Here is an 18,570-nt window from a genome sequence, read left to right as displayed (position 1 = left end):
CGGTAGATATGTCGCATCTGTGCTGGCAGCACGATGCGCATCAACAACTTTCATCAGTTGGAGTGTGCGCCCATGGGCCTGATAGTTCAAAAATTTGGCGGTTCGTCCGTATCCGATGCCGAAGGCATCAAACGCGTCGCGCGCCGAATTATTGATACCAAGGCGCAGGGCCATGAAGTCGTTGTGGTCGTTTCCGCAATGGGCGACTCCACCGACGAACTGCTCGACCTCGCGGCCCAGCTCACCGAGGACGCCCCCGCTCGCGAAATGGACATGCTCCTTTCGGCCGGTGAACGCATCTCCATGTCGCTGCTGGCCATGGCCATCGACCAGTTCGGCGAGAGCGCGGTGTCCTTCACCGGATCGCAGGCGGGGCTGATCACCGACTCGACCCACGGCATGGCACGCATTATGGAGGTTTCTCCGCAGCGTATCCGCCGCGCCATCGACCGCGGCTTCATCGCGATCGTCGCCGGCTTCCAGGGCATGAGCAAGGAATCGAAGAACATCACGACCATGGGCCGCGGCGGCTCGGACACCACCGCGGTGGCCCTTGCGGCCGCCCTCGGCGCCGATGTCTGCGAGATCTACACCGACGTTGACGGCATCTACACCGCCGATCCTCGAGTGGTCGGTGCCGCGAAGAAGATCGACGAGATTTCCAGCGAGGAAATGCTGGAGATGGCGGCCAGCGGCTCCAAAATCCTGCACCTGCGCTGCGTGGAGTACGCCCGCCGTTTCGGCGTGCCGCTGCACGTGCGCTCCTCATTCAGCACCAACGAGGGCACCTGGGTGCTCCCGGACCCCAACGACAAGATCAAGATTCAAGAGGGAGAACCCTTGGAACAGCCAATCATCTCCGGTGTTGCCCACGACCATTCGGAAGCCAAGGTCACCATCATTGGCGTGCCTGACATCCCGGGCAAGGCAGCACAGATTTTCGGGGTTATCGCGGCCGCGCAGGCCAATATCGACATGATCGTGCAGAACATCTCGACCCGCGGTACCGGCTCCACCGATATCTCATTCACCCTGCCGATGACCGAGACCAAACGAGTTCTCGCGGCGCTGGAAACCTCCCGCGGCGAAATCGGCTTCGAGGATATCGAGCACAACGACGAGGTCGGCAAGCTCTCGCTCATCGGTGCGGGCATGCGCTCGAACCCAGGAGTTTCCTTCACCTTCTTCGAGGCGCTGCACCAGGCCGGGGTCAACGTGGACATGATCTCCACCTCGGAGATCCGCATCTCGGTGGTAACCGACGCGGACAAGCTCAATGACGCGGTCCGCGCCATCCATACCGCTTTCGATCTGGACACCGACGTGGAAGCCACCGTGTACGGCGGTACCGGACGCTAAATACCAGCGAAAGCGGCGGCGCAGATCTTGAGGATCTGCGCCGCCGCTTTTTAATGCAGCAGTTAAGGTGGCGGATTAGCGCGCCGGTTCCAAGGTCTTGGCGTAGACGGTCTCACCGAGGCCATTGCGCAGCGAAACGGTGAATCGCTCGGACTCGTCGAGGTCGACATGGCCGAAGAACTGGCCCTTGCCGTCGCGCGGCGACTGGTTGGTGGTTCCGGCCAGCGCGAATTCCACCTTGGGTCCGAAGGTCCCGTCCATCTTGTTCGGACCGAATGATCCTGCATTGACCGGACCGGCCACAAATTCCCAGAACTCGTTGAAGTCGCCGAAGGCGGCGCGCTCCGGGGAATAGTGGTGGGCCGCGCAATAGTGCACGTCCGCGGTCAAGAAGACCACGTTTTTCACGCCGCGGTCCTTGATCGCTTTGAGCAGCCTGGCGAGCTCCAGCTCGCGGCCCAGCGGTGCGTCGTGCTCGGCGTTGGCGATCGATTCCTGGGCCTTGCCGTCCGGAACGATGACGCCCAGCGGCAGGTCGTTGAGGATCACCTTCCAGGTGGCCTTCGACTTCTGCAGGCCCTCAACGAGCCAGTTCAGCTGTTCCTCGCCGAGGGTCGTGGTCTCTTCGGCTTCCAGTCCGGCGGTATTCTCCGACTTGTGGCTGCGCATGTCCAGGGCGAAGAGGTCAAGGGCCGGTCCGCGGGAGATCTTGCGGTAGATCCGGGCGGGCTCAAACCCGGTGCCCCCGCGCATGGCACGCGGATCGGCGATGGGCTGGTATTCCTGCCAGGCACGGCGACCGCGGGCAGCGAGGGTATTGACATCCCGCACGGTGTATCGCTCGTCTTCGATTGTCTCCCCGGCCCACCAGTTGTTGTGGGTCTCATGATCATCCCACTGCGCGATGACCGGAACCTCGGAGTACATGGCGCGCACATTTGCATCCATGTGGTTATAGCGGTGCCGGCCACGGAATTCCGCCAGGGTTTCGGCGACCTTCGAGACCTCCTCGGTGACCAGGTTGCGCCAGATTCGGCCATCTGGCTCCATAACTTCGGCCGCGATCGGGCCGTCGGCGTAGATGGTGTCGCCGCTGTGCACGAAAAAGTCAGGCTTGGTCGCGTGCATGGCCGCGTAGGCCCGCATGCCGCCGATTTCCTCGTTGATGCCCCAGCCTTGGCCTGCCGTATCGCCAGACCAGACGAAGCTTTGCGCCATCGATGCGCTGTGGTTCCGGCGGCCGGTGAGCGAAGGCGCGGTGAGGAAGGAACCGGTGTTGGTTTCTCCCAGGGTCCCGTTCTCGTCCTCGAAACCGATGGTCACCGCGAATCGAGTACCCGCCGGCAGGTTGGATGCGGAAATCTTGGCGGTAAAGTCGGTGTTGGAGTTCGCCTGCGCACCGCGCAGGGTTCGTTCGAATGATCCGCGGCCGCGAATAATCGCTCCCGCCTCGTCGATGGCACGCAGTTGCGCCCGCAGCCGGCCTTCACCGGTGGCGCGAGCCCAAAGCACCGCGTTGTTGGTGGAGACATCTCCCATCGAGAAGCCATTGGTGAGGCCTAGCCGCGAACGGACCAGACGCGGACTATTTGCGGCCAACGCCGAACCGGCCGGGGAAATGAGCGTCAGAGCACCGGCGCCCAAGGCGCCAGTGAGCAGATTGCGCCGTGAAATTTGCGTCATGATCACCAGTATTTCGCGGCGAGTTAGCCGCATGGTGTCAGCTGCGTGAACAGCTCACGAAACACGGTACTGATGTTTAATGTTTCAACGGCTCGTGCTGACCCATCCCACGGCTACCGTGGAGCTATGCAATTCACATCATGGTTGGCATATTTTGAAGCAAACTCGAGACTGCATGACACGATGAACGCGCAATTGAACTGGAGGGGTGTTCCTGCGCTAACGGAAAATGCACGACGCGGATTCATCCGCTCTTTCCAGCGTCTTGAGCTTGGCGAAAGCGGCGAAGGCAGGCACTTGCTAGGTTTGGCGGAGCGGGCCGGCGACTCGACCTACGTACGAGCACTTGAGCTCCTGGTGCGCGAAGAACAGCAGCATTCTCGGTTGTTCGGACAAGCGCTGGATTACCTGGATGCCCCACGCTTGGAATCGTACTGGTCGGATAAGGCCTTCACCCTGCTGCGGCGAATGTTGGGGTTGCGTACCGAGCTCGGGCTGTTCCTCATTGCTGAAAGCGTCGCCATGGGATATTTCGAGGCCCTAGCAAGCCATGCACCGGATGCGACACTGCGCGGGCTGGGAAGAAGAATCGCCTCAGACGAACGAAACCACCTTCGTTTCCAGATCGACCGTCTGCGTCAAGGGTTTGAGTTTACGCCCAAGCCGCTGAAACATGTCGTACGTGGAATCTGGTCGGTGGTGGCGGCAGGCGCGGCAATTGTTGTTTGCTTCGACCACGCTCAGGCCCTACGGGCATGCGGCCTGAATCCCGCGCATTATTGGTTCCGAGCCATGAGCAGATTCAATGAGGTGGCTCGGCAGGTATTTTCCGGAACAGCTCCCACCGCCCTGGGTCCCCTGCCGCAAACGAACATTGCATGACTTTTGCTGCATATCTCGTCCTAGCGGACGTATCACAAAGGCAAAGGTTTCTGGCCCCGCTCCACTAGTTTCGCCTCAACCTTGCCAACCGCTTGCGCACAGTTCAGGTCTCTCGTGATTCCACTCGAGATTTCTCGACCGCCAGGCATACGAGGGTGACGGTGTGGCCACCTACGGAGAGGAGAATCAGGTACAAGCCCCACGGGTCAGGAATTCGCTGGTTCCAAGCGAGGGAAATCGATACGAATATGGCGATGAAGAATCCGGTCGAATATTTGCTCAGTAGAGTGTTCCCGCGCCTGTCTGGATGTTCCATAGAAAGAGACGCTACCCCAACGTGCCCGCTTGCAACAAGAAACTTGAGCCAGGTACGAGTCCAACGCTGGACTGTCCTACTTAAAGTTGAGGATTGAACTCGATAATTCATCCGATATGCGCTGTCTTGACCTAACAGAAATAGATATGCTGAGATTTGAACGCGCAGTTCTCTAAAGATTGCTGAACGAAACCTGGCTGGAGGTAGCTACGATGCATTCAAATGAACCGTTGGGGATGCCAATGGGTCTCAAGGTCTTCGTGGCAGCGCGCTTTAGCGTGGGATCTATATTCACCGGCGCTCACGGACTGTTCGTGGTTTCTTTGCTCGCCGCATTCGGGGCCACCATCACCGGAATTACGGCCGTTGCGAATGCGGGTAAAGCTGCCCCGAACTCGGCAATGCTAGGAATTGCGGCTGGTACGTTGTCCATGCTCGCAACGGCCTTCGCATTGTCGGCGCCGATAACAATTCCGTTTGGAATACTGGCGCTCTTAGCCGCTATCCCGGCTGTCATGTGGTTTGCTTTTTGGGTGAGGAACCGAGAATTCATCCAACGCTCGTAATAGTTTCGTCCGCGCTTACCTCGCCAGGTAGCGATGCTCGGGACGTCCCCTAGTCCCGTAGCCCAGCTGCAGGTCAAGCATCTCGCTGGCAACCAACGACGCAAGGTAGCGTTGGGCAGTCGCCCGCGCGACGCCCACGGCTTCGGCGACCTCGGCCACGCTCAGCGGTTCGCTGGATGCTTTGACGCACGCCATGACCGCCTGCTCGGTGGGTGCAGCATTAGCGGCAGCTGGCGCATCTTCGATCCCTTGCAGAGTCCGGTACAGCCGATCCACGCCTTGCTGGTCAAGGTCGGTAGCGGCCGCAAGCTGCCGGCGGTACCGAGCCCACCCCTTGAGTTTTGCCGCGAGCGTCTTGGCTCCGAAGGGCTTGATGATGAAAGCCAGGGCGCCTGCTTGAAGAGCCGCCGCGACATTGGCCGGTTCGGTGGCGGCAGAAATCATAATCGAGTCGATTTCGATTTCACGCAGCAGTTCGATGCCGCTGACATGCGGCAGGTAGAGGTCCAACAGCAGCAGATCTGGTTGCAGTGACGCGACAAGCTTGGGCACGGTGCGGGGGTCTTGCACCGGTTCCAGGGCTTGGAACCCGGGGATCTCATTGACCATGTCGGCGTGCAATTGCCCGACGCGAAAGTCATCGTCAACGATCAATACCCGGTAGTCCCCCACGGCATTCTGTGTCATTTTCGCTCCCTTATTCATGAGAAGTTCTTCGGTTCACTCAGTACCGCTGGAAGCCGGGCCGCGATCACGGCCCCGCCCTGTTCCCCGCCGGCGTCGGCAATCCACACATCACCGCTGCGCGAACGGGCCAACCGGCGAATCAGCGGCAGCCCCACACCGGAGCCGTGCCCCTCGCCGAGCGAGGACCCGGTGCTCACCCCCGGGGCGAAGATATCTTCCTCGGTGCTGATCCCCGGCCCCGAATCGGCGACGGCAAGATGCAAGGTGCTCCCCTCGGAGAGCAGATCCACCTCAACCCACGGATCCTTGCTTCCGCACAGGCTCGCGGTGAAGGCGTTGTCCAGCAGGTTGCCCAGCACCGCGGTGACGTCCTGGGCGTCGCTGGCCGAGGCGATCTGTTCGAAGAGCATGGATTGCGGCGAGACCCGCAGTTCGATGCCCAGCTCGTGGGCGCGCACCCCCTTGGCCGAAAGGAATGCGGAAAGGTAAGCGTCTTTGACCAGTTCCAGGCCACCGACCGGTGCAATCACCGGTCCGGCGTCCATCACTTCGCGCAGATACTCCTCGGCCTGATCGGTTTTGCCCAAGGTAATCAGTCCGAGGACCGCGTGCATCCGGTTGGCGAACTCGTGGCGCTGGGCGCGCAGCGCGTCGGCCATATCCTGCACGGCATCCAGTTTGGTGCCGAGCGCTTCGACGGTGCTGACGTCGTGGAGCAAGACAACCTGGCCAAGATCCACACCGTCGCGCACCACATCCGAGACGCGGGCGACGATCGCATTCGAGTTGGCTTCCAGCCTGATGGGAGCCGGCTCATGGTCTTTGATTGCCTTCACCAAACGCGGGTCGAGATCGGCCGACTCGTAGTGCCGGCCGATGATGTCCGCCAGCTCGGTGCGGTGCGGCAGTCCGAGCAATTGGCGTGCGGCCTTATTGCGCACGGTCACCGTGCCGTCCGGCCCCAGTCCGATCACGCCCTCGCTCACCCCGTACAGCACCGCCTGCTGATCACGCACCAGTTGAGCGATTTCCGCGGGCTCCAACCCCAGGGTCTGGCGCTTGAGCGTGCGCACGGTGAAGCGTCCGGCCAGGGTTGCCAGCAGCGCGGCAAGCACCGCGAACAGCACGATCCAGCCGAAGGAGGCAACCAGTGCACCGGTCAGCGACTCGGTGGCCACCCCCACCGACACCTCGCCGATAACCCGTCCGTCGACGGACCGGATGGGCACCTTGGCGCGCACCGATTCCCCGAGAGTGCCATGCTCGCGGGCAATGTCCTCCACTCCGCTCAACGCCACCGGGTCGGTGGAGACCAGCTTTCCCAGCTCGTCCGGGTTCGGGTGGCTCAGTCGCAGGCCGCGGTCCTCGGTGATCACCACAAAGGTCGCCTGGCTTCCTTCGCGCACGGCCTCAGCCAGTTCTTGCAGCTTTCCGCTGCGCAGCTCTTCGAGGTCCAGCTCGTCGCGCTGCGCGTAGTCCGTCACCTCGCGCACCACCTCCGGCAAGGCGGCGACCGAACGCGCGATCCCCAGGGAGGTGTCTTCGCCCTGGTCGAAGACCCTGTTGTAGCTCACCAGCAGGGTCGCGGTGGTCACCAGCGCGAAAAGTACGCCGAGCACCACGAACTGCGGACGCATAATGCGCGAGGCAAAGTGCAAGGTGGCTGTGGAATGCGGCATCTGTCCAGCATAAACCGTCCGTGATTTTAATGAGCAAAAAGATTGCAAAAACCTAAAGGGATCAGAAAACGAACAACCCCGGATACGTGAGCGCCGCCACGTAGCTTGGATAAGTGCCCGCACCCCTGCTGGCATCATCACTTGCCACACACTTCAGGAGGTCCGCGCAATGCTAGTTGCTCTCGGATTCCTCATGATCATCACCTTCATGGCGCTGATCATGACCAAAAAAATGACGCCGCTGTTGGCGCTCATCCTAGTTCCCACCATCTTCGGCCTGTTCACCGGCGCCGGCTTTGGCCTCGGCGACATGATCATGGACGCGATCAAGTCGATGTCGGGCACCGCCGCCCTGCTCATGTTCGCCATCATGTACTTCGGCATCATGATCGACGTGGGCCTGTTCGACCGGCTGGTTTCGGGAATCCAGAAACTCGTGGGCAACGACCCGGCGAAGGTCGTCATCGGCACCGCCCTGCTGACCGCCATCATCTCGCTGGATGGCGACGGCTCCACCACCTTCATCGTGGTCACCGCCGCCCTGCTGCCCATCTACCAGCGTCTGGGCATGAGCCCGGTCGTCTTGACCTGTGTGGCCGGTCTGACCAACGGCACGCTGAACATCGTGCCCTGGGGCGGTCCAACCGCTCGCGCCGCGGCAGCCTTGGGCGTGGACGCGGCAGACATCTTCGTGCCGATGCTCCCATCGCTGGGCGTCGCACTGATCGTGATTGCCATCTTCGCCTGGCAGCTTGGGCTCTCCGAGCGCCGCCGGCTGCAGAAGGATCGCCCCGAGCTGTGGGGCACCGGCTTCGGCGGCGGAAACCTGGGCGGCGGCAAGCCCAAGGACGGCACCTCGCCTTCGGGCTCCTCGGTGGCAGTCCTTGAATCCGTAGCTCGCAAGGGGGATGGTTCGGAGGCCGCGACCATGGACGGCACCGTGCTCGATCCGGACCGCGAGACCCTGCGCCCGAAGATGTTCTACTTCAACCTGGCGCTCACCGTGGCCATCATGGTGCTGCTCATCGTCGACGTGCTGCCGCTGGCCTACCTGTTCATGGTCGGTACCGCCATCGCGCTGGTCGCCAACTTCCCGAAGGTCAGCGACCAGGTGAAGATGATCGCCGCGCACTCCAGCGAAATCATCGCGGTGGTCTCCATGGTGCTCGGCGCGGCGGTACTCACCGGCGTGCTCTCCGGAACCGGCATGGTCGACGCGATGAGCCTCTGGCTGGTCAACATCATCCCGGATTCCCTGGGCCAGTACATGGCAGTCATCACCGGCTTGATCTCAATTCCGGCCACCTTCCTGATGAGCAACGACGCCTTCTACTTCGGCATACTTCCGGTCCTCACCGAGGCCGGCGCGCACTTCGGCGTTCCTGCGGTGGATATGGCTCGCGCCTCCATCACCGGACAGCCGGTGCACATGCAATCTCCGCTCGTCCCGGCAATCCTCTTGCTGGTCTCGCTCTCTCGTGTGGATCTGGGCGATCACCACAAGAAGGTGCTGTGGCGTGCGGCCGTGGTTAGCCTGGTCATGCTCGCTTCGGGCGTGCTCTTCGGCGCAATCCACATGGGCTAAACCCCAAGGGCCTATTGGTCCGTCGTCAGCTAAGCTCCGCGTGACTCGGTTTTTTTACCGAGTACCGCGGAGCTTGGTGTTTAAGGGGCTCTTCGATTTTTAGCGTGGTGACCCCAAAATAAGTAAGGCTCGCAGCTCCTCTGCGAAGATGGATGTCGACTAAAACAAATTCATCTGCAAGGAACTACGAGCCGTGTTCAAGGATACCGGGCCAATCGATGCTGCGATCTCCTTGTCTTGTACGGTTTCCGACGGGGCACTCTGGGTGCGTTGCCCCAGCTCGGCGAGTTTTGTGGCAGCTTCTCAAAGAGATCCGGGGCAAAATGATTTGCACCTGGCTGCAACGAACGACATTCTGCCAGCGAGCGTGGCGTGAGCCGAAGCAACACATAAGCATCGGACGTCCATTGCTGATCCCAACAGTCCCCACAAGAACATGAGGACCTCGGCCACGGCCACGGATAAGCTGATTGACCTTGACTCTTATTTGGTCTCGTGATCGGAAAATCGCACTCGCAATCAGCAGAGCACCTAGTTATCTGCCGATCGGGACGTGCCGCTTGAGGCACGTGGCATCAAGCTCGGCATAGCTTTACGGATTTGCGGTTCCTTGCCTGGATTGACAATGAGATCGATCGCACTATTCGCGATCTGGTCCAATGGCACTCTGACTGATGTTAGCGGGGTGGGCAGCAAGGCTGACATTGGAATGTCGTTATATCCAACCAATGCCAGTTCTTCACCTACATTGATCCCGAAGTGTTTAGCAGCCGCAAGAACTCCCATTGCTAGGTTATCGTTTGCCGCAAACACTGCGCTTGGTCTTGTCGCCTTACCGCCAGCTAGCAGTGACTTCCCTGCGGAATACCCGCTTTCTATGCCGTACCCAACAGCCATTAACCACCCTTCGGGGGGTTGGATGTTGGCTTCGTCCAGTGCTCTGCGAGCACCGGCTAGTCTCGCGATTCCCGTAGACGTGAAAGATGGGCCTGTCACCACGGCAATATAGCGGTGCCCGAGATCCACCAGGTGACGGACGGCAAGGTATCCGCCCACTTCGTCATCTCCCAGCGAGGAAGGGCTTACCCCGTCTGTACGTAGGACCAATGCATGTGCGATTCCGCTGTCGCGAAAGTGTTTTGGCAAGTCGTCTTCGGTTCGGGCTGTAGCCAAGATGAGCCCGTCGACATTGCGGTCCAGTAAGGTCTCAGCTGCTTGCCTCTCATCTTCGGGATCATCCCCACTGGTGGCCACCATGGCAAAGTAGCCTCGTGCGGACGCCGCTCGTTCCAGCGCCTCGAACATCAACGCCATCACCGTGTCGCTAAGCCGAGGAACGAGAACGCCAAGAGTCCGCGTTTGGCCCCTACGCAGGTTCGAGGCAAACGAATTACGCCTATACCCAAGTTCCTCGGCCACTTTTCGGACGTGCAAAGCAGCTGCAGAGCGCGTAGGCGTACCTCGGTCATCCAGAGCTCGGCTGGCTGTAGAGAGACTGACTCCACTAGCTGCGGCAACATCTTTCAATGTCACTGCAGCGCCGTTGACAACTGGTTCCATGAGAATTCTCCTCTTCGAGTCAGTCTTAGTAGACACTCTATTTCCATCTTTTCATAAACACCCCTTGACAGTGAGATCGAACACACTGCAGAATGAAAACGTTCCCGCAATCGTTTTCATCCAGTTGGAACATACCGACAAACAAAGGAAGTTCTCATGACCATCGATCTTCGCGGACTTGTTCCCGCACCAGTCACACCGTTCAACCGCGATGGCAGTATCGACGTTGACGCAATCCACCGTCTGGGCGGATGGCTCGCCAGCATCGACGGCGTAAAGGGCCTAGTTGTCCTTGGCCATGCCGGTGAAGGGACCTTCCTTACTCAGGATGAGCAAGCCCAGGTCATTCGCGAGTTCAAGAACGCAGTGAATGGTGAACTCCCCATCATCGCTGGAATCACCGGCGAAGGTAACACCGTCGCGGCCCTAGAAGCCAAGCGAGCTGTCGAGGCAGGCGCTTCTGCTGGATTGGTTTACCCCTCCCACGGCTGGCTGCGCTTCGGATATCAGAAGGGAGCACCGCAGACTCGCTACAAGGAAATTTACGAGACTAGTGGTTTGCCTCTTATCCTTTTCCAATACCCCGATGCCACCAAGGCCACCTACGACTTGGAAACTCAGCTTGAAATCGCAGGCCAAGAAGGTGTCTTCGCGACCAAGAATGGTGTGCGAAACATGAAGCGTTGGGACACCGAGATCCCAGTCTTGCGCGAGACCTACCCAGACTTGCAGATTCTCACCTGCCACGACGAGTACCTGCTTCACACGATGTTCGATGTCGACGGGGCGCTGGTCGGCTACGGTGGGCTGGCACCAGAACCTTTAGTCGAACTAATTGCTGCAGGCAAGGCCAAAGACTACGCTGCGGCCCGCGCCATTCACGACCGAATCCTTCCAGTCACTAAGAATGTGTACCATCGAGGCTCCCATATGGAAGGTACCGTTGCTCTGAAGGAAGGACTAGTTGCCAGAGGCATCCTAGAACACGCAACAGTACGTCCTCCGCTGCTTCCCCTCGCCGAGGGCGCAGATAAAGAAATCGCCCTCGCGCTGCAAGCGGCGAATCTCGGCAACGTGACAGTCCCTGCCTAGCCACAGGTCTTCGGGGGTGGTGGCCATGGCCACCACCCCCGTCTGCAATTCTCATATTTTCACAGAGGTCAATGAAGACCATTCTAAGCTTGTGTCTATTAAGGAGGACTCGCAATGAGCGAGCCGAACAGCGTCGTCACCACCCCGCCCGCTCATCGAAACCAGCAGGGGCTAGCACCAATGAATATCCCGAAACCAGCCAAACGCCGCACCATCCTTGGCTATCTTGCTCTCATGGGACCGGCTTTCGTCGTCGGCGCCTGGCAATTCGGTCCAGGTAACCTCACCACTGCCGTACAAGCAGGAAGCCGCTACGGCTATACCTTGCTGTGGGTTATTGCGATCTCCACAATCTTAATGATCTTCTTCACCGATATGAGCGTACGGCTAGGTATAGCGACACCAAAATCTTTGATCACAACCATTAAAGAACGGCTCGGTGCATGGGTTGGTATTGCGGCAGGATTTGGTGTTTTCGGGATTACGCTAATGTTCTCCGTCGGCAACGCTGTCGGGTCGGGCCTCGGCCTATCCATGGTCTTCGGTGGTTCCCCGGTTTTATGGACCATCGTGTGCACCGCGGCAGTGGCACTCGTCCTGGCATTCCGCAACGTGTACGGCATCGTAGAAAAAGCGCTCTTAGTCATCGTCGTACTCATGGGCATAGCCTTTATTGCTAGCGCAGTCATCGCCCAACCCAACTGGTACCGAGCCATGGAAGGAATGATCCCTCAACTTCCGGCAGGAAGTGAAATTCTCGTTGTAGCTCTAGTAGGAACTAACTTCTCCATCAACGCAGCTTTCTACGCCTCGTACGGAATCAAAGAAAATCGCCGCACACGAGCCGACTACCGGGATATCACACTCGTCGACACCATTCCCGGCATCGTTGCTCCAGGAATCATGACAATACTTGTCATCATGGTTGCGGCAGCTGTACTCGGCAAGACTGGCGCAGAAGCAGGGACCATCAACGCGCTCGCTTCCGTTTTCGAACCACTCGCTGGCCCCATTGGTTCAATCGTTTTCGCCCTCGGGCTTTCCGGTGCCGCATTTTCGTCTATGACGGCTAATGCCACAGCAGGTGGAACCATGCTTTCAGATGCTCTCGGACGTGGCGCAAAAGCCGGGTCGCCCATGGCTAGAACCATCACCGGACTCATCCTGGCATTCGGACTAGTCGTAACCCTCACTTTCCAAGCCTCGCCCGTCGGCCTCATAGTTATCGCGCAGTCCTTAACCGTCCTAATCGCTCCCCTGCTCGGGATACTGCTCGTCATCATGGCTAACAAGTCGTCCGTCATGGGCGATCTGCGTAACAAATGGTGGCAAAACCTGTTCGGAGTAATCGGACTCATCGCCATCGTCGCTACCTCGATCAGGCTTATCACAACGCTTCTCGGATAGAAGAACCATCTCAGAATGTGTAAACAGCATCGTTCCAAACCTACATAGGCTTGGAACGATGCTGCATTCATGTGGCAAGCAAAATACTTACTGGAAAATATACGTTGCGGTTGTCGTCGTTTTGAGTAATTTCTCGATACCCGAAACGTCTTGCAACCCATGGGTTACAAGACCTCTCACCATGGCAGGCATTCTCGATTGTGTGACTGTTAGTTCAGAATGGCGGTTTTTTCACAGCTCAATTTGGCGGTTTCGATGTCTTGTAGGCCTAGTTTTGAGGCGAAAGGGTTTCAAGACACTGCGTTGGACGGGGAACCCTTGCTAGGCACCTACGAGGCTGCACCGGGTAGCCGTACTTGTCACGCGCAATTCGCGCGCGAGTTTTGGAGAACTTACCGGGGAGCAAGAATGCGCGTCATTCTTCGGAGTCGGATTAGTGCGGGAGTGCTGCCGTGTCCCAGGCCTTCCGCTCAGGATGACTATCGATCACCGGCCGCCGGTGGGCTGTGTGGTCCTTCCTGCATTGCGATCCTCGCCGGATGAGGCGACGGGAGCGCAGCAGTTTTCCTTATCACCCGACGTGTTCGGCCGGCGGCGCCGGAGCGCCCAAAGCAGTACGGCCGCAGCCAATGCCACAGCGGCAAGGATGATCCACGGATTGCCTAGGAATGAGCCGGCCGTACCCAAAGCTCCGGCTGCGATCAGCAGCGGCAGCCCGCAGCACAGCACATGTAGCAGCACAAAGCCGCCGACGGCCAGCCCTGTCCGGCTGCTCCGGCCCTTGGAAGTAGTTGACATGGTGCTTCCTTTCAACGCTCCGCCGCAGGGGCCGGAGCGGGCGATTTCCTGTCACGCTCGTAAGGCCAGTATTGACCTTCCCCCATGGTGGAAGGTCAATACTGATGAGGGAATCCATCAAAGACTGTTTCCGGGCGGGAATGAAGGTGACGTTCCGGAAGAGGACTGCCGAAACGGTGGCAGCGGCGTGGACTGCAGGGCCCTTTCGCCGCTGACCAACCGCGCCGGGATTATCCTGGTCCTCGCCTGCGCGCTCTCAGCCATCCTTAGCACCGCCTCCTCAAGCGCCGGCATGACCACCACACTCCATACCGGCCCGCAGAAGCAGGCATGCCACCGCCCAGGACACAGCAGCAAAGGAACGCACACGAATGCCAAGCCCCGGCACCCCTGACCATGCAAACACTCCCGACAGCGGAGCAAAACGCCTGCGCAATCCCAAGTCCCCGCCGGCGGCGGCTGAAGAACGTACCGCCAAACAGCAACGGGCAGCCACGACAGCCGCGAAGCTTGCCGAGGTCAAACGCGCGTAGGGAAATGCCAGCCGCAAACGCCGTGCCATCATTGTGGGCGCCGGGGTCGCAGCCGTTGCTGTGATCATCTCCCTGGTCATCCTCGCGATCGCAGGTACAACCCCGAAGGGGTCAGCGACGGCGGAGATAGAAGGCCTAAGGAGCTTCCCCGGACTCACGTCCAACCACGTCACCGGTCCCGTCACCTACGACCAGACACCTCCGGTGGGAGGAGACCACTCCGCAGTGTTGCTCAACTGCGGGGTATATAGCGAGCCGGTACCTAATGAAAATGCCATCCATTCACTCGAGCACGGCTCTGTCTGGATCACCTACGACCCCGACCGGGTCGCGGCAGACCAAGTCACAGCCCTGCGCAAAGCTGTCCCCGGGACCTACGCCATCCTCTCCCCCTACAAGGGGTTGCCCTCCGCCATTGTCGTCTCGGCTTGGGGAGCACAAGTCCAGCTGGACAGCCCTGACGATCTCCGCCTCTCCAACTTCATCGCCAAGTATCGAAAGGCACAAACCGCCCCCGAACCAGGTGCCCCGTGCAACGGCGGACTTGATGGTCCTGGAAAAGTCTCCTAAACCCGAAAGTGGAAGTCATCGCCTTGTTCTACTCGGCAGGAAACCTAGGCTCCTCAGGGATTCATACTCTGCTGGGTCCACCTCGAATGCCGGGCCTGCAAGGTCCCCTATTGCCGTGGCGGCAAACCCGCACCTGATACCCACGGCAGCAAGGCCCGCTGTTTATATCTCCCGGCCAAGCCGTGACTCCCATGCACGGCGCGTCCACAGCGTCGGCGGGGTGGGAAGTCAGAGGTCTAGTTTTTCCAGTGCAGCGTGGTAGGCCTCGTGGTAGGTGGGGAATTGTGCTACCTGGTCCAGGAGGGTATCGACGGGTATCTGCGCCCGGATCGCCAGGGAGGCCTGATGGATCCATTCACCGGCCATCGGCCCGACTGCCCAGGCACCGATGAGGATTTTCCGGTCGGCGTCGGCCAGCAGGCCCAGGTGTCCGCGCGGATCTTTTTCATAGGTCCAGGGCCGGGCGATGGCGTTGGCAAGATCCAGTTCGGCTGAAGCAACCCGGAGCCCGCGTCGTTGTGCCTGGCGGGCAGTGAGGCCGGCTGCGGCGATTTCCGGGTCGGCGAACACCACCCGTGGTATGCCGTCATAGGTGGCGGCGCGGGGCTGGCCGAGAATGGCGTCGGCAGCGATTCTTCCCTGATATTTGGCCACATGGGTGAACGGCATGATGCCTGTGACGTCCCCGATGGCCCAGGTGTTCTCCGCGGCGCGGCAGTGCTCATCGACCAGCACTTCACCGCGGTCCCCCAAGCTGATTCCGGAATGTTCAAAGCCCAGGCCTTTGGTGCGTGGCTTTCGGCCAGTGCCGAAGATCACGACGTCGGCTGCGACTTCCCCGCCGTCTCCGCCGTCTGCTTTTTCGAGACGGATGATGCTGTCTGCACCCTCGCGCCTGGCGCTGCCAGCGCTTGCGCCGAGGCGGACTTCGACACCGGTTTCCTGAAGGTATGTGTGGGCCAATTCCCCAACGCGGGGATCCTCCCTGTCGATCAGCCGCTGTCCTCGGTGGATAAGGGTGACTTGGACGCCGAAGCGTGCCAGGAACGTGGCGGTTTCAACCCCGACCGCGCTGCCGCCGATGATCACCGCCCGCTTGGGCAGGGTCGGGGCGGTGTAGGTCTCCCGGTTGGTCCATGTTGTGATCTCATCGATGCCCTCCAGGGGAGGTATCACCGCGTCGGACCCGGTGGCGATGATGAGGTGCTCTGCGGTGATGTCCCGGTCTCCGGCGCGGATCCGGCCCGGCCCGGTCAGCCGTGCCTCTTCCTTGACTACCTCGGCCCCGTGCTTCGCATAACCGTCCACTTGGGCTTTGTCGTCCAGGTTCCGGATCATGTAGTCCCGGTATTTGGCCGTTTCTTCCCAGTCCAGTTCGGCGCCGCTGACACCGGCGGCTTTTTCTACCTCCGTGCGCGCTTCCGGCGGGCGCAGTACCGTCTTGGACGGGATGCAGGCCCAATAGGCGCACTCCCCACCAATCAATTCACGTTCGAAGATGACGACTTTCTTCCCAGCTTTGAGCAGGCGGTCCGCGGCGACCTCCCCGCCGGGCCCCATGCCAAGTACGGCAACATCGAAATGTTCGTTCACGCTGATCTCCTTCAGATTGGCTTGATTTTTCCGGTTCTTCTCGTCAAACGTCTTTCGGCACGCACTGTGGTGTACCCGAGGGGGGTGGCATGGTCAGCAGGTGCAGCTGAGAGCTGTGTTCCGCGGTTTTCCGGAATCCTGCGCGTCGGTTTCGGCGAGCATTTTTCCGGCCATGGACGCGGCGAGCCCGTAGGCCTCCTCCACGGGGATCACGGTGCCCTCCGGGTGGTCCTTGAGCCAGGGTCCGGCTTCTTCGGCTGAGGCGAAGAAATGGACCTGGTTGCAGAAGGCGGAACGGACAGAACTGATGTCTTCCGGATTGATCAGGGACACCACCGCGGTGGCCGGCTCAACACCGGTGACGCCGGAACTGCCGGCGCGCATGCGCACGGGGGTACTGGCGGCATCGTAGGCGGATTCGATCCGTGCGGAGGTGCCCAGAAGGGTGGGGAAGATCAGGGTATCCAGCGCGCACCAGGTGTAGAGCTGTTCGCCGTCCACTTCGAAGCGGTGCCGGGTCGGGCGCTGGGTCAATCCCATGCCGACGATTCGGCCTGATCCGTCGTACTCGACGTCGGGCATTCCCTCAAGGGCGGTCCGGACGTCCTCGACGGGGCGGCCCGTGGCGGCGGCAAGATCCGCTGCGTCCACAGGGTCGCCCAGTGCGAGGAGTTTCAGCAACGGCAGCCACAGCCAGGACTGCATGCCGGTTTCGGAGGAGGCGAGGCGGCCGGTGATTTGGCTGACGTTGTTCGTCATCGTTGTTTCCTTCAGATGGGGACTGAGCTGGGAGCTGCCGTGGTCAGGAGGCGCAGCAGGAGAGTTTGGAGACGTCGGTGGTGAAGGACTGCGCGGCGATTTTGATCCCTTCGGCCATCGTCAGATACGGGGACCAAAGGTTCGCGACCTGGTCCACGGTCATCCCTGCCTCGAGGATGTACACCCCGGCAGCGGCTAGGTCTCCGGCTTCCTTGCCGACGGCGGTGATCCCGACGATGCGGCCGGTGCTGTTGTCGGCGACGATTTTGATGAACCCACGGGTGTCCCGGTTCACCAGTGCCCGTGGAACGTATTCCAGGGGCAGGACCCGGCATTCACACCGGATGCCAGCTTGGGTGGCTTCCTTGTCGGTCATGCCCACCGCGGCCAGGGCCGGGCTGGTGAACGTCACCCGGGGCAGGTGCCGGTAGTCGACCTCGCGGCCGGCGTTGTTGAAGGCGTTCTCCACCATGAGGGTTCCGTGGGCGGAGGCGACGTAGACGAATTCCCGGTGCCCGGTAACATCCCCTGCTGCCCAGATCCTTGGGTTGGAGCTGGCCAACGTATTTTCGACCAGGATCTGGCCGGCGTCGCCGGTTTTAACGCCGACGGCGTCCAGGTTCAACCCGTCAGTAACGGCGCGGCGTCCGGTGGCCACCAGCAGCTTCGCGGCACGGTATTCCTCCTGGCCCCCAGCCACCGTTGCAGTCACAACGATCTCTGCACTGCCCGAATCCGCCAGGACCGACGTCACGGCCGCGCGGCGGACCACGCGGATACCCTCATCGGCGAAGACGCCCATCAGGGCCCGGGCCGCTTCCGGTTCCTCCTGCGAGGCCAGCCGGGAACGGACCAGCATCGTCACTTTCGATCCCAGCCGGGCGAAAAGCTGCGCCTGTTCCAGCGCCACGTACCCGCCGCCGAAGACGATCAGGGACTCGGGCACCTCGTCCAGTTCCATGGCCGTGGATGAGGTCAGGTAATTGACCTCATCCAGTCCCGGCACCGGCGGTGCCCACGGGGCCGAACCGGTCGCAATCAGGTAATGGGCAGCAGTCAGGGAATCGCGGGCGCCGTCAGCCCCGGTGATTTCCAGGACCGGTTCCTCCGGGGTGCCGGCGAACACCGCGGTTCCCTGACGCAGATCCCATCCGTAGTCTGCGGCCAGATCCACGTACTTATCCGAGCGCATGCCCTCAACCAGGGAGCGTTTCCCGTCAATGAGTGCACCCATGTCCACCGGGGCGGCCGAGGTGCTGATCCCGGGGAACCTTCCAGTCCCGTCCAACGCGACATGACGGGCCTCGGCGGCGGCCAGCAGCGCCTTGGACGGAACACACCCGGTGTTCACGCAGGTCCCGCCCACCGTGGAACGTTCGATCATGACCACCCGCTTGCCCAGGTTGGTGGCCCGGATGGCGGCGGCGAAGGCACCGCCACCGGAACCGATCACGGCCAAATCAAAATCCGGTGCTGCCTCAGGCATTGGTCCTCCATGGAG

The 18,570-nt window shown here is 60.7% G+C and carries 16 protein-coding genes; 8 read left to right on the top strand and 8 right to left on the bottom strand.

From position 1 onward, the window contains the following. The first annotated feature begins 72 nt into the window (after window positions 1-72). The gene (locus tag CQ015_RS08780) at window positions 73-1,359 is read left to right on the top strand and encodes an aspartate kinase (RefSeq protein ID WP_096285600.1); all 1,287 of its coding nucleotides are present in this window, start codon (window positions 73-75) and stop codon (window positions 1,357-1,359) included. 75 nt (window positions 1,360-1,434) lie between these two features. Here the strand turns inward: CQ015_RS08780 and CQ015_RS08775 are convergent, their stop codons facing one another. Next, window positions 1,435-3,042, bottom strand: a complete 1,608-nt coding sequence (locus tag CQ015_RS08775; protein ID WP_105649917.1) for an alkaline phosphatase — start codon at window positions 3,040-3,042, stop codon at window positions 1,435-1,437. A 126-nt stretch (window positions 3,043-3,168) separates the two neighbouring features. Between CQ015_RS08775 and CQ015_RS08770 the strand changes: the two genes are divergently transcribed. Together CQ015_RS08770 and CQ015_RS08765 are read left to right on the top strand one after the other, a co-directional pair. Beyond that, entirely contained in the window at window positions 3,169-3,924 is a 756-nt protein-coding gene (locus CQ015_RS08770) for a ferritin-like domain-containing protein (protein WP_146114041.1), read from the top strand. Between the two features lie 495 nt (window positions 3,925-4,419). Beyond that, window positions 4,420-4,806, top strand: coding sequence for a hypothetical protein (locus CQ015_RS08765; protein ID WP_146114040.1), 387 nt, complete (start codon window positions 4,420-4,422; stop codon window positions 4,804-4,806). A gap of 15 nt (window positions 4,807-4,821) precedes the next feature. Here the strand turns inward: CQ015_RS08765 and CQ015_RS08760 are convergent, their stop codons facing one another. Both CQ015_RS08760 and CQ015_RS08755 read right to left on the bottom strand, forming a co-directional pair. Beyond that, the gene (locus CQ015_RS08760) at window positions 4,822-5,493 is read right to left on the bottom strand and encodes a response regulator (protein ID WP_105553674.1); all 672 of its coding nucleotides are present in this window, start codon (window positions 5,491-5,493) and stop codon (window positions 4,822-4,824) included. A gap of 14 nt (window positions 5,494-5,507) precedes the next feature. Further along, window positions 5,508-7,172 carry a sensor histidine kinase gene (locus CQ015_RS08755; RefSeq protein WP_105553504.1) on the bottom strand — a complete coding sequence of 555 codons (1,665 nt, stop codon included), beginning with the start codon at window positions 7,170-7,172 and terminating at the stop codon, window positions 5,508-5,510. A gap of 169 nt (window positions 7,173-7,341) precedes the next feature. On the opposite strand from CQ015_RS08755, the gene CQ015_RS08750 reads away from it, so the two are divergent. Beyond that, a complete protein-coding gene (locus tag CQ015_RS08750; protein WP_374954791.1) occupies window positions 7,342-8,757 on the top strand; it encodes a CitMHS family transporter in 1,416 nt (471 codons plus the stop codon). Window positions 8,758-9,288: 531 nt separating this feature from the next. On the opposite strand, the gene CQ015_RS08745 is transcribed toward CQ015_RS08750, so the two are convergent. Next, window positions 9,289-10,317 carry a LacI family DNA-binding transcriptional regulator gene (locus tag CQ015_RS08745; protein WP_105649899.1) on the bottom strand — a complete coding sequence of 343 codons (1,029 nt, stop codon included), beginning with the start codon at window positions 10,315-10,317 and terminating at the stop codon, window positions 9,289-9,291. A gap of 156 nt (window positions 10,318-10,473) precedes the next feature. On the opposite strand from CQ015_RS08745, the gene CQ015_RS08740 reads away from it, so the two are divergent. Then, window positions 10,474-11,409, top strand: a complete 936-nt coding sequence (locus CQ015_RS08740) for a dihydrodipicolinate synthase family protein (RefSeq protein WP_105649898.1) — start codon at window positions 10,474-10,476, stop codon at window positions 11,407-11,409. Between the two features lie 114 nt (window positions 11,410-11,523). After that, window positions 11,524-12,816: an Nramp family divalent metal transporter gene (locus CQ015_RS08735; protein WP_105649897.1), complete on the top strand. Its 1,293-nt coding sequence runs from the start codon at window positions 11,524-11,526 to the stop codon at window positions 12,814-12,816. A gap of 486 nt (window positions 12,817-13,302) precedes the next feature. Here the strand turns inward: CQ015_RS08735 and CQ015_RS08730 are convergent, their stop codons facing one another. Next, window positions 13,303-13,614, bottom strand: a complete 312-nt coding sequence (locus tag CQ015_RS08730) for a hypothetical protein (protein ID WP_105649896.1) — start codon at window positions 13,612-13,614, stop codon at window positions 13,303-13,305. A 371-nt stretch (window positions 13,615-13,985) separates the two neighbouring features. Between CQ015_RS08730 and CQ015_RS18950 the strand changes: the two genes are divergently transcribed. Together CQ015_RS18950 and CQ015_RS08720 are read left to right on the top strand one after the other, a co-directional pair. Next, the gene (locus tag CQ015_RS18950) at window positions 13,986-14,147 is read left to right on the top strand and encodes a hypothetical protein (protein WP_181150381.1); all 162 of its coding nucleotides are present in this window, start codon (window positions 13,986-13,988) and stop codon (window positions 14,145-14,147) included. Window positions 14,148-14,180: 33 nt separating this feature from the next. Next, window positions 14,181-14,717 (top strand): DUF3105 domain-containing protein, encoded by a 537-nt coding sequence (locus CQ015_RS08720; protein WP_308727281.1) that lies wholly within the window; start codon window positions 14,181-14,183, stop codon window positions 14,715-14,717. Window positions 14,718-14,945: 228 nt separating this feature from the next. Here the strand turns inward: CQ015_RS08720 and CQ015_RS08715 are convergent, their stop codons facing one another. From CQ015_RS08715 to merA, 3 genes are all read right to left on the bottom strand, one after another. After that, window positions 14,946-16,310, bottom strand: a complete 1,365-nt coding sequence (locus CQ015_RS08715; RefSeq protein ID WP_105649893.1) for an NAD(P)/FAD-dependent oxidoreductase — start codon at window positions 16,308-16,310, stop codon at window positions 14,946-14,948. A 93-nt stretch (window positions 16,311-16,403) separates the two neighbouring features. Continuing rightward, a complete protein-coding gene (merB, locus tag CQ015_RS08710) occupies window positions 16,404-17,069 on the bottom strand; it encodes an organomercurial lyase MerB (RefSeq protein WP_105649892.1) in 666 nt (221 codons plus the stop codon). A gap of 43 nt (window positions 17,070-17,112) precedes the next feature. After that, window positions 17,113-18,555: a mercury(II) reductase gene (gene merA / locus CQ015_RS08705; protein WP_105649891.1), complete on the bottom strand. Its 1,443-nt coding sequence runs from the start codon at window positions 18,553-18,555 to the stop codon at window positions 17,113-17,115. Between the last annotated feature and the right edge of the window lie 15 nt (window positions 18,556-18,570).

Origin of the sequence: Arthrobacter sp. MYb221, from assembly GCF_002979835.1 — a bacterium.
GTDB lineage: Bacteria > Actinomycetota > Actinomycetes > Actinomycetales > Micrococcaceae > Glutamicibacter.
Note: the sequence above shows the minus strand (reverse complement) of the source record. Positions and strands in the feature narration are given on the sequence as shown.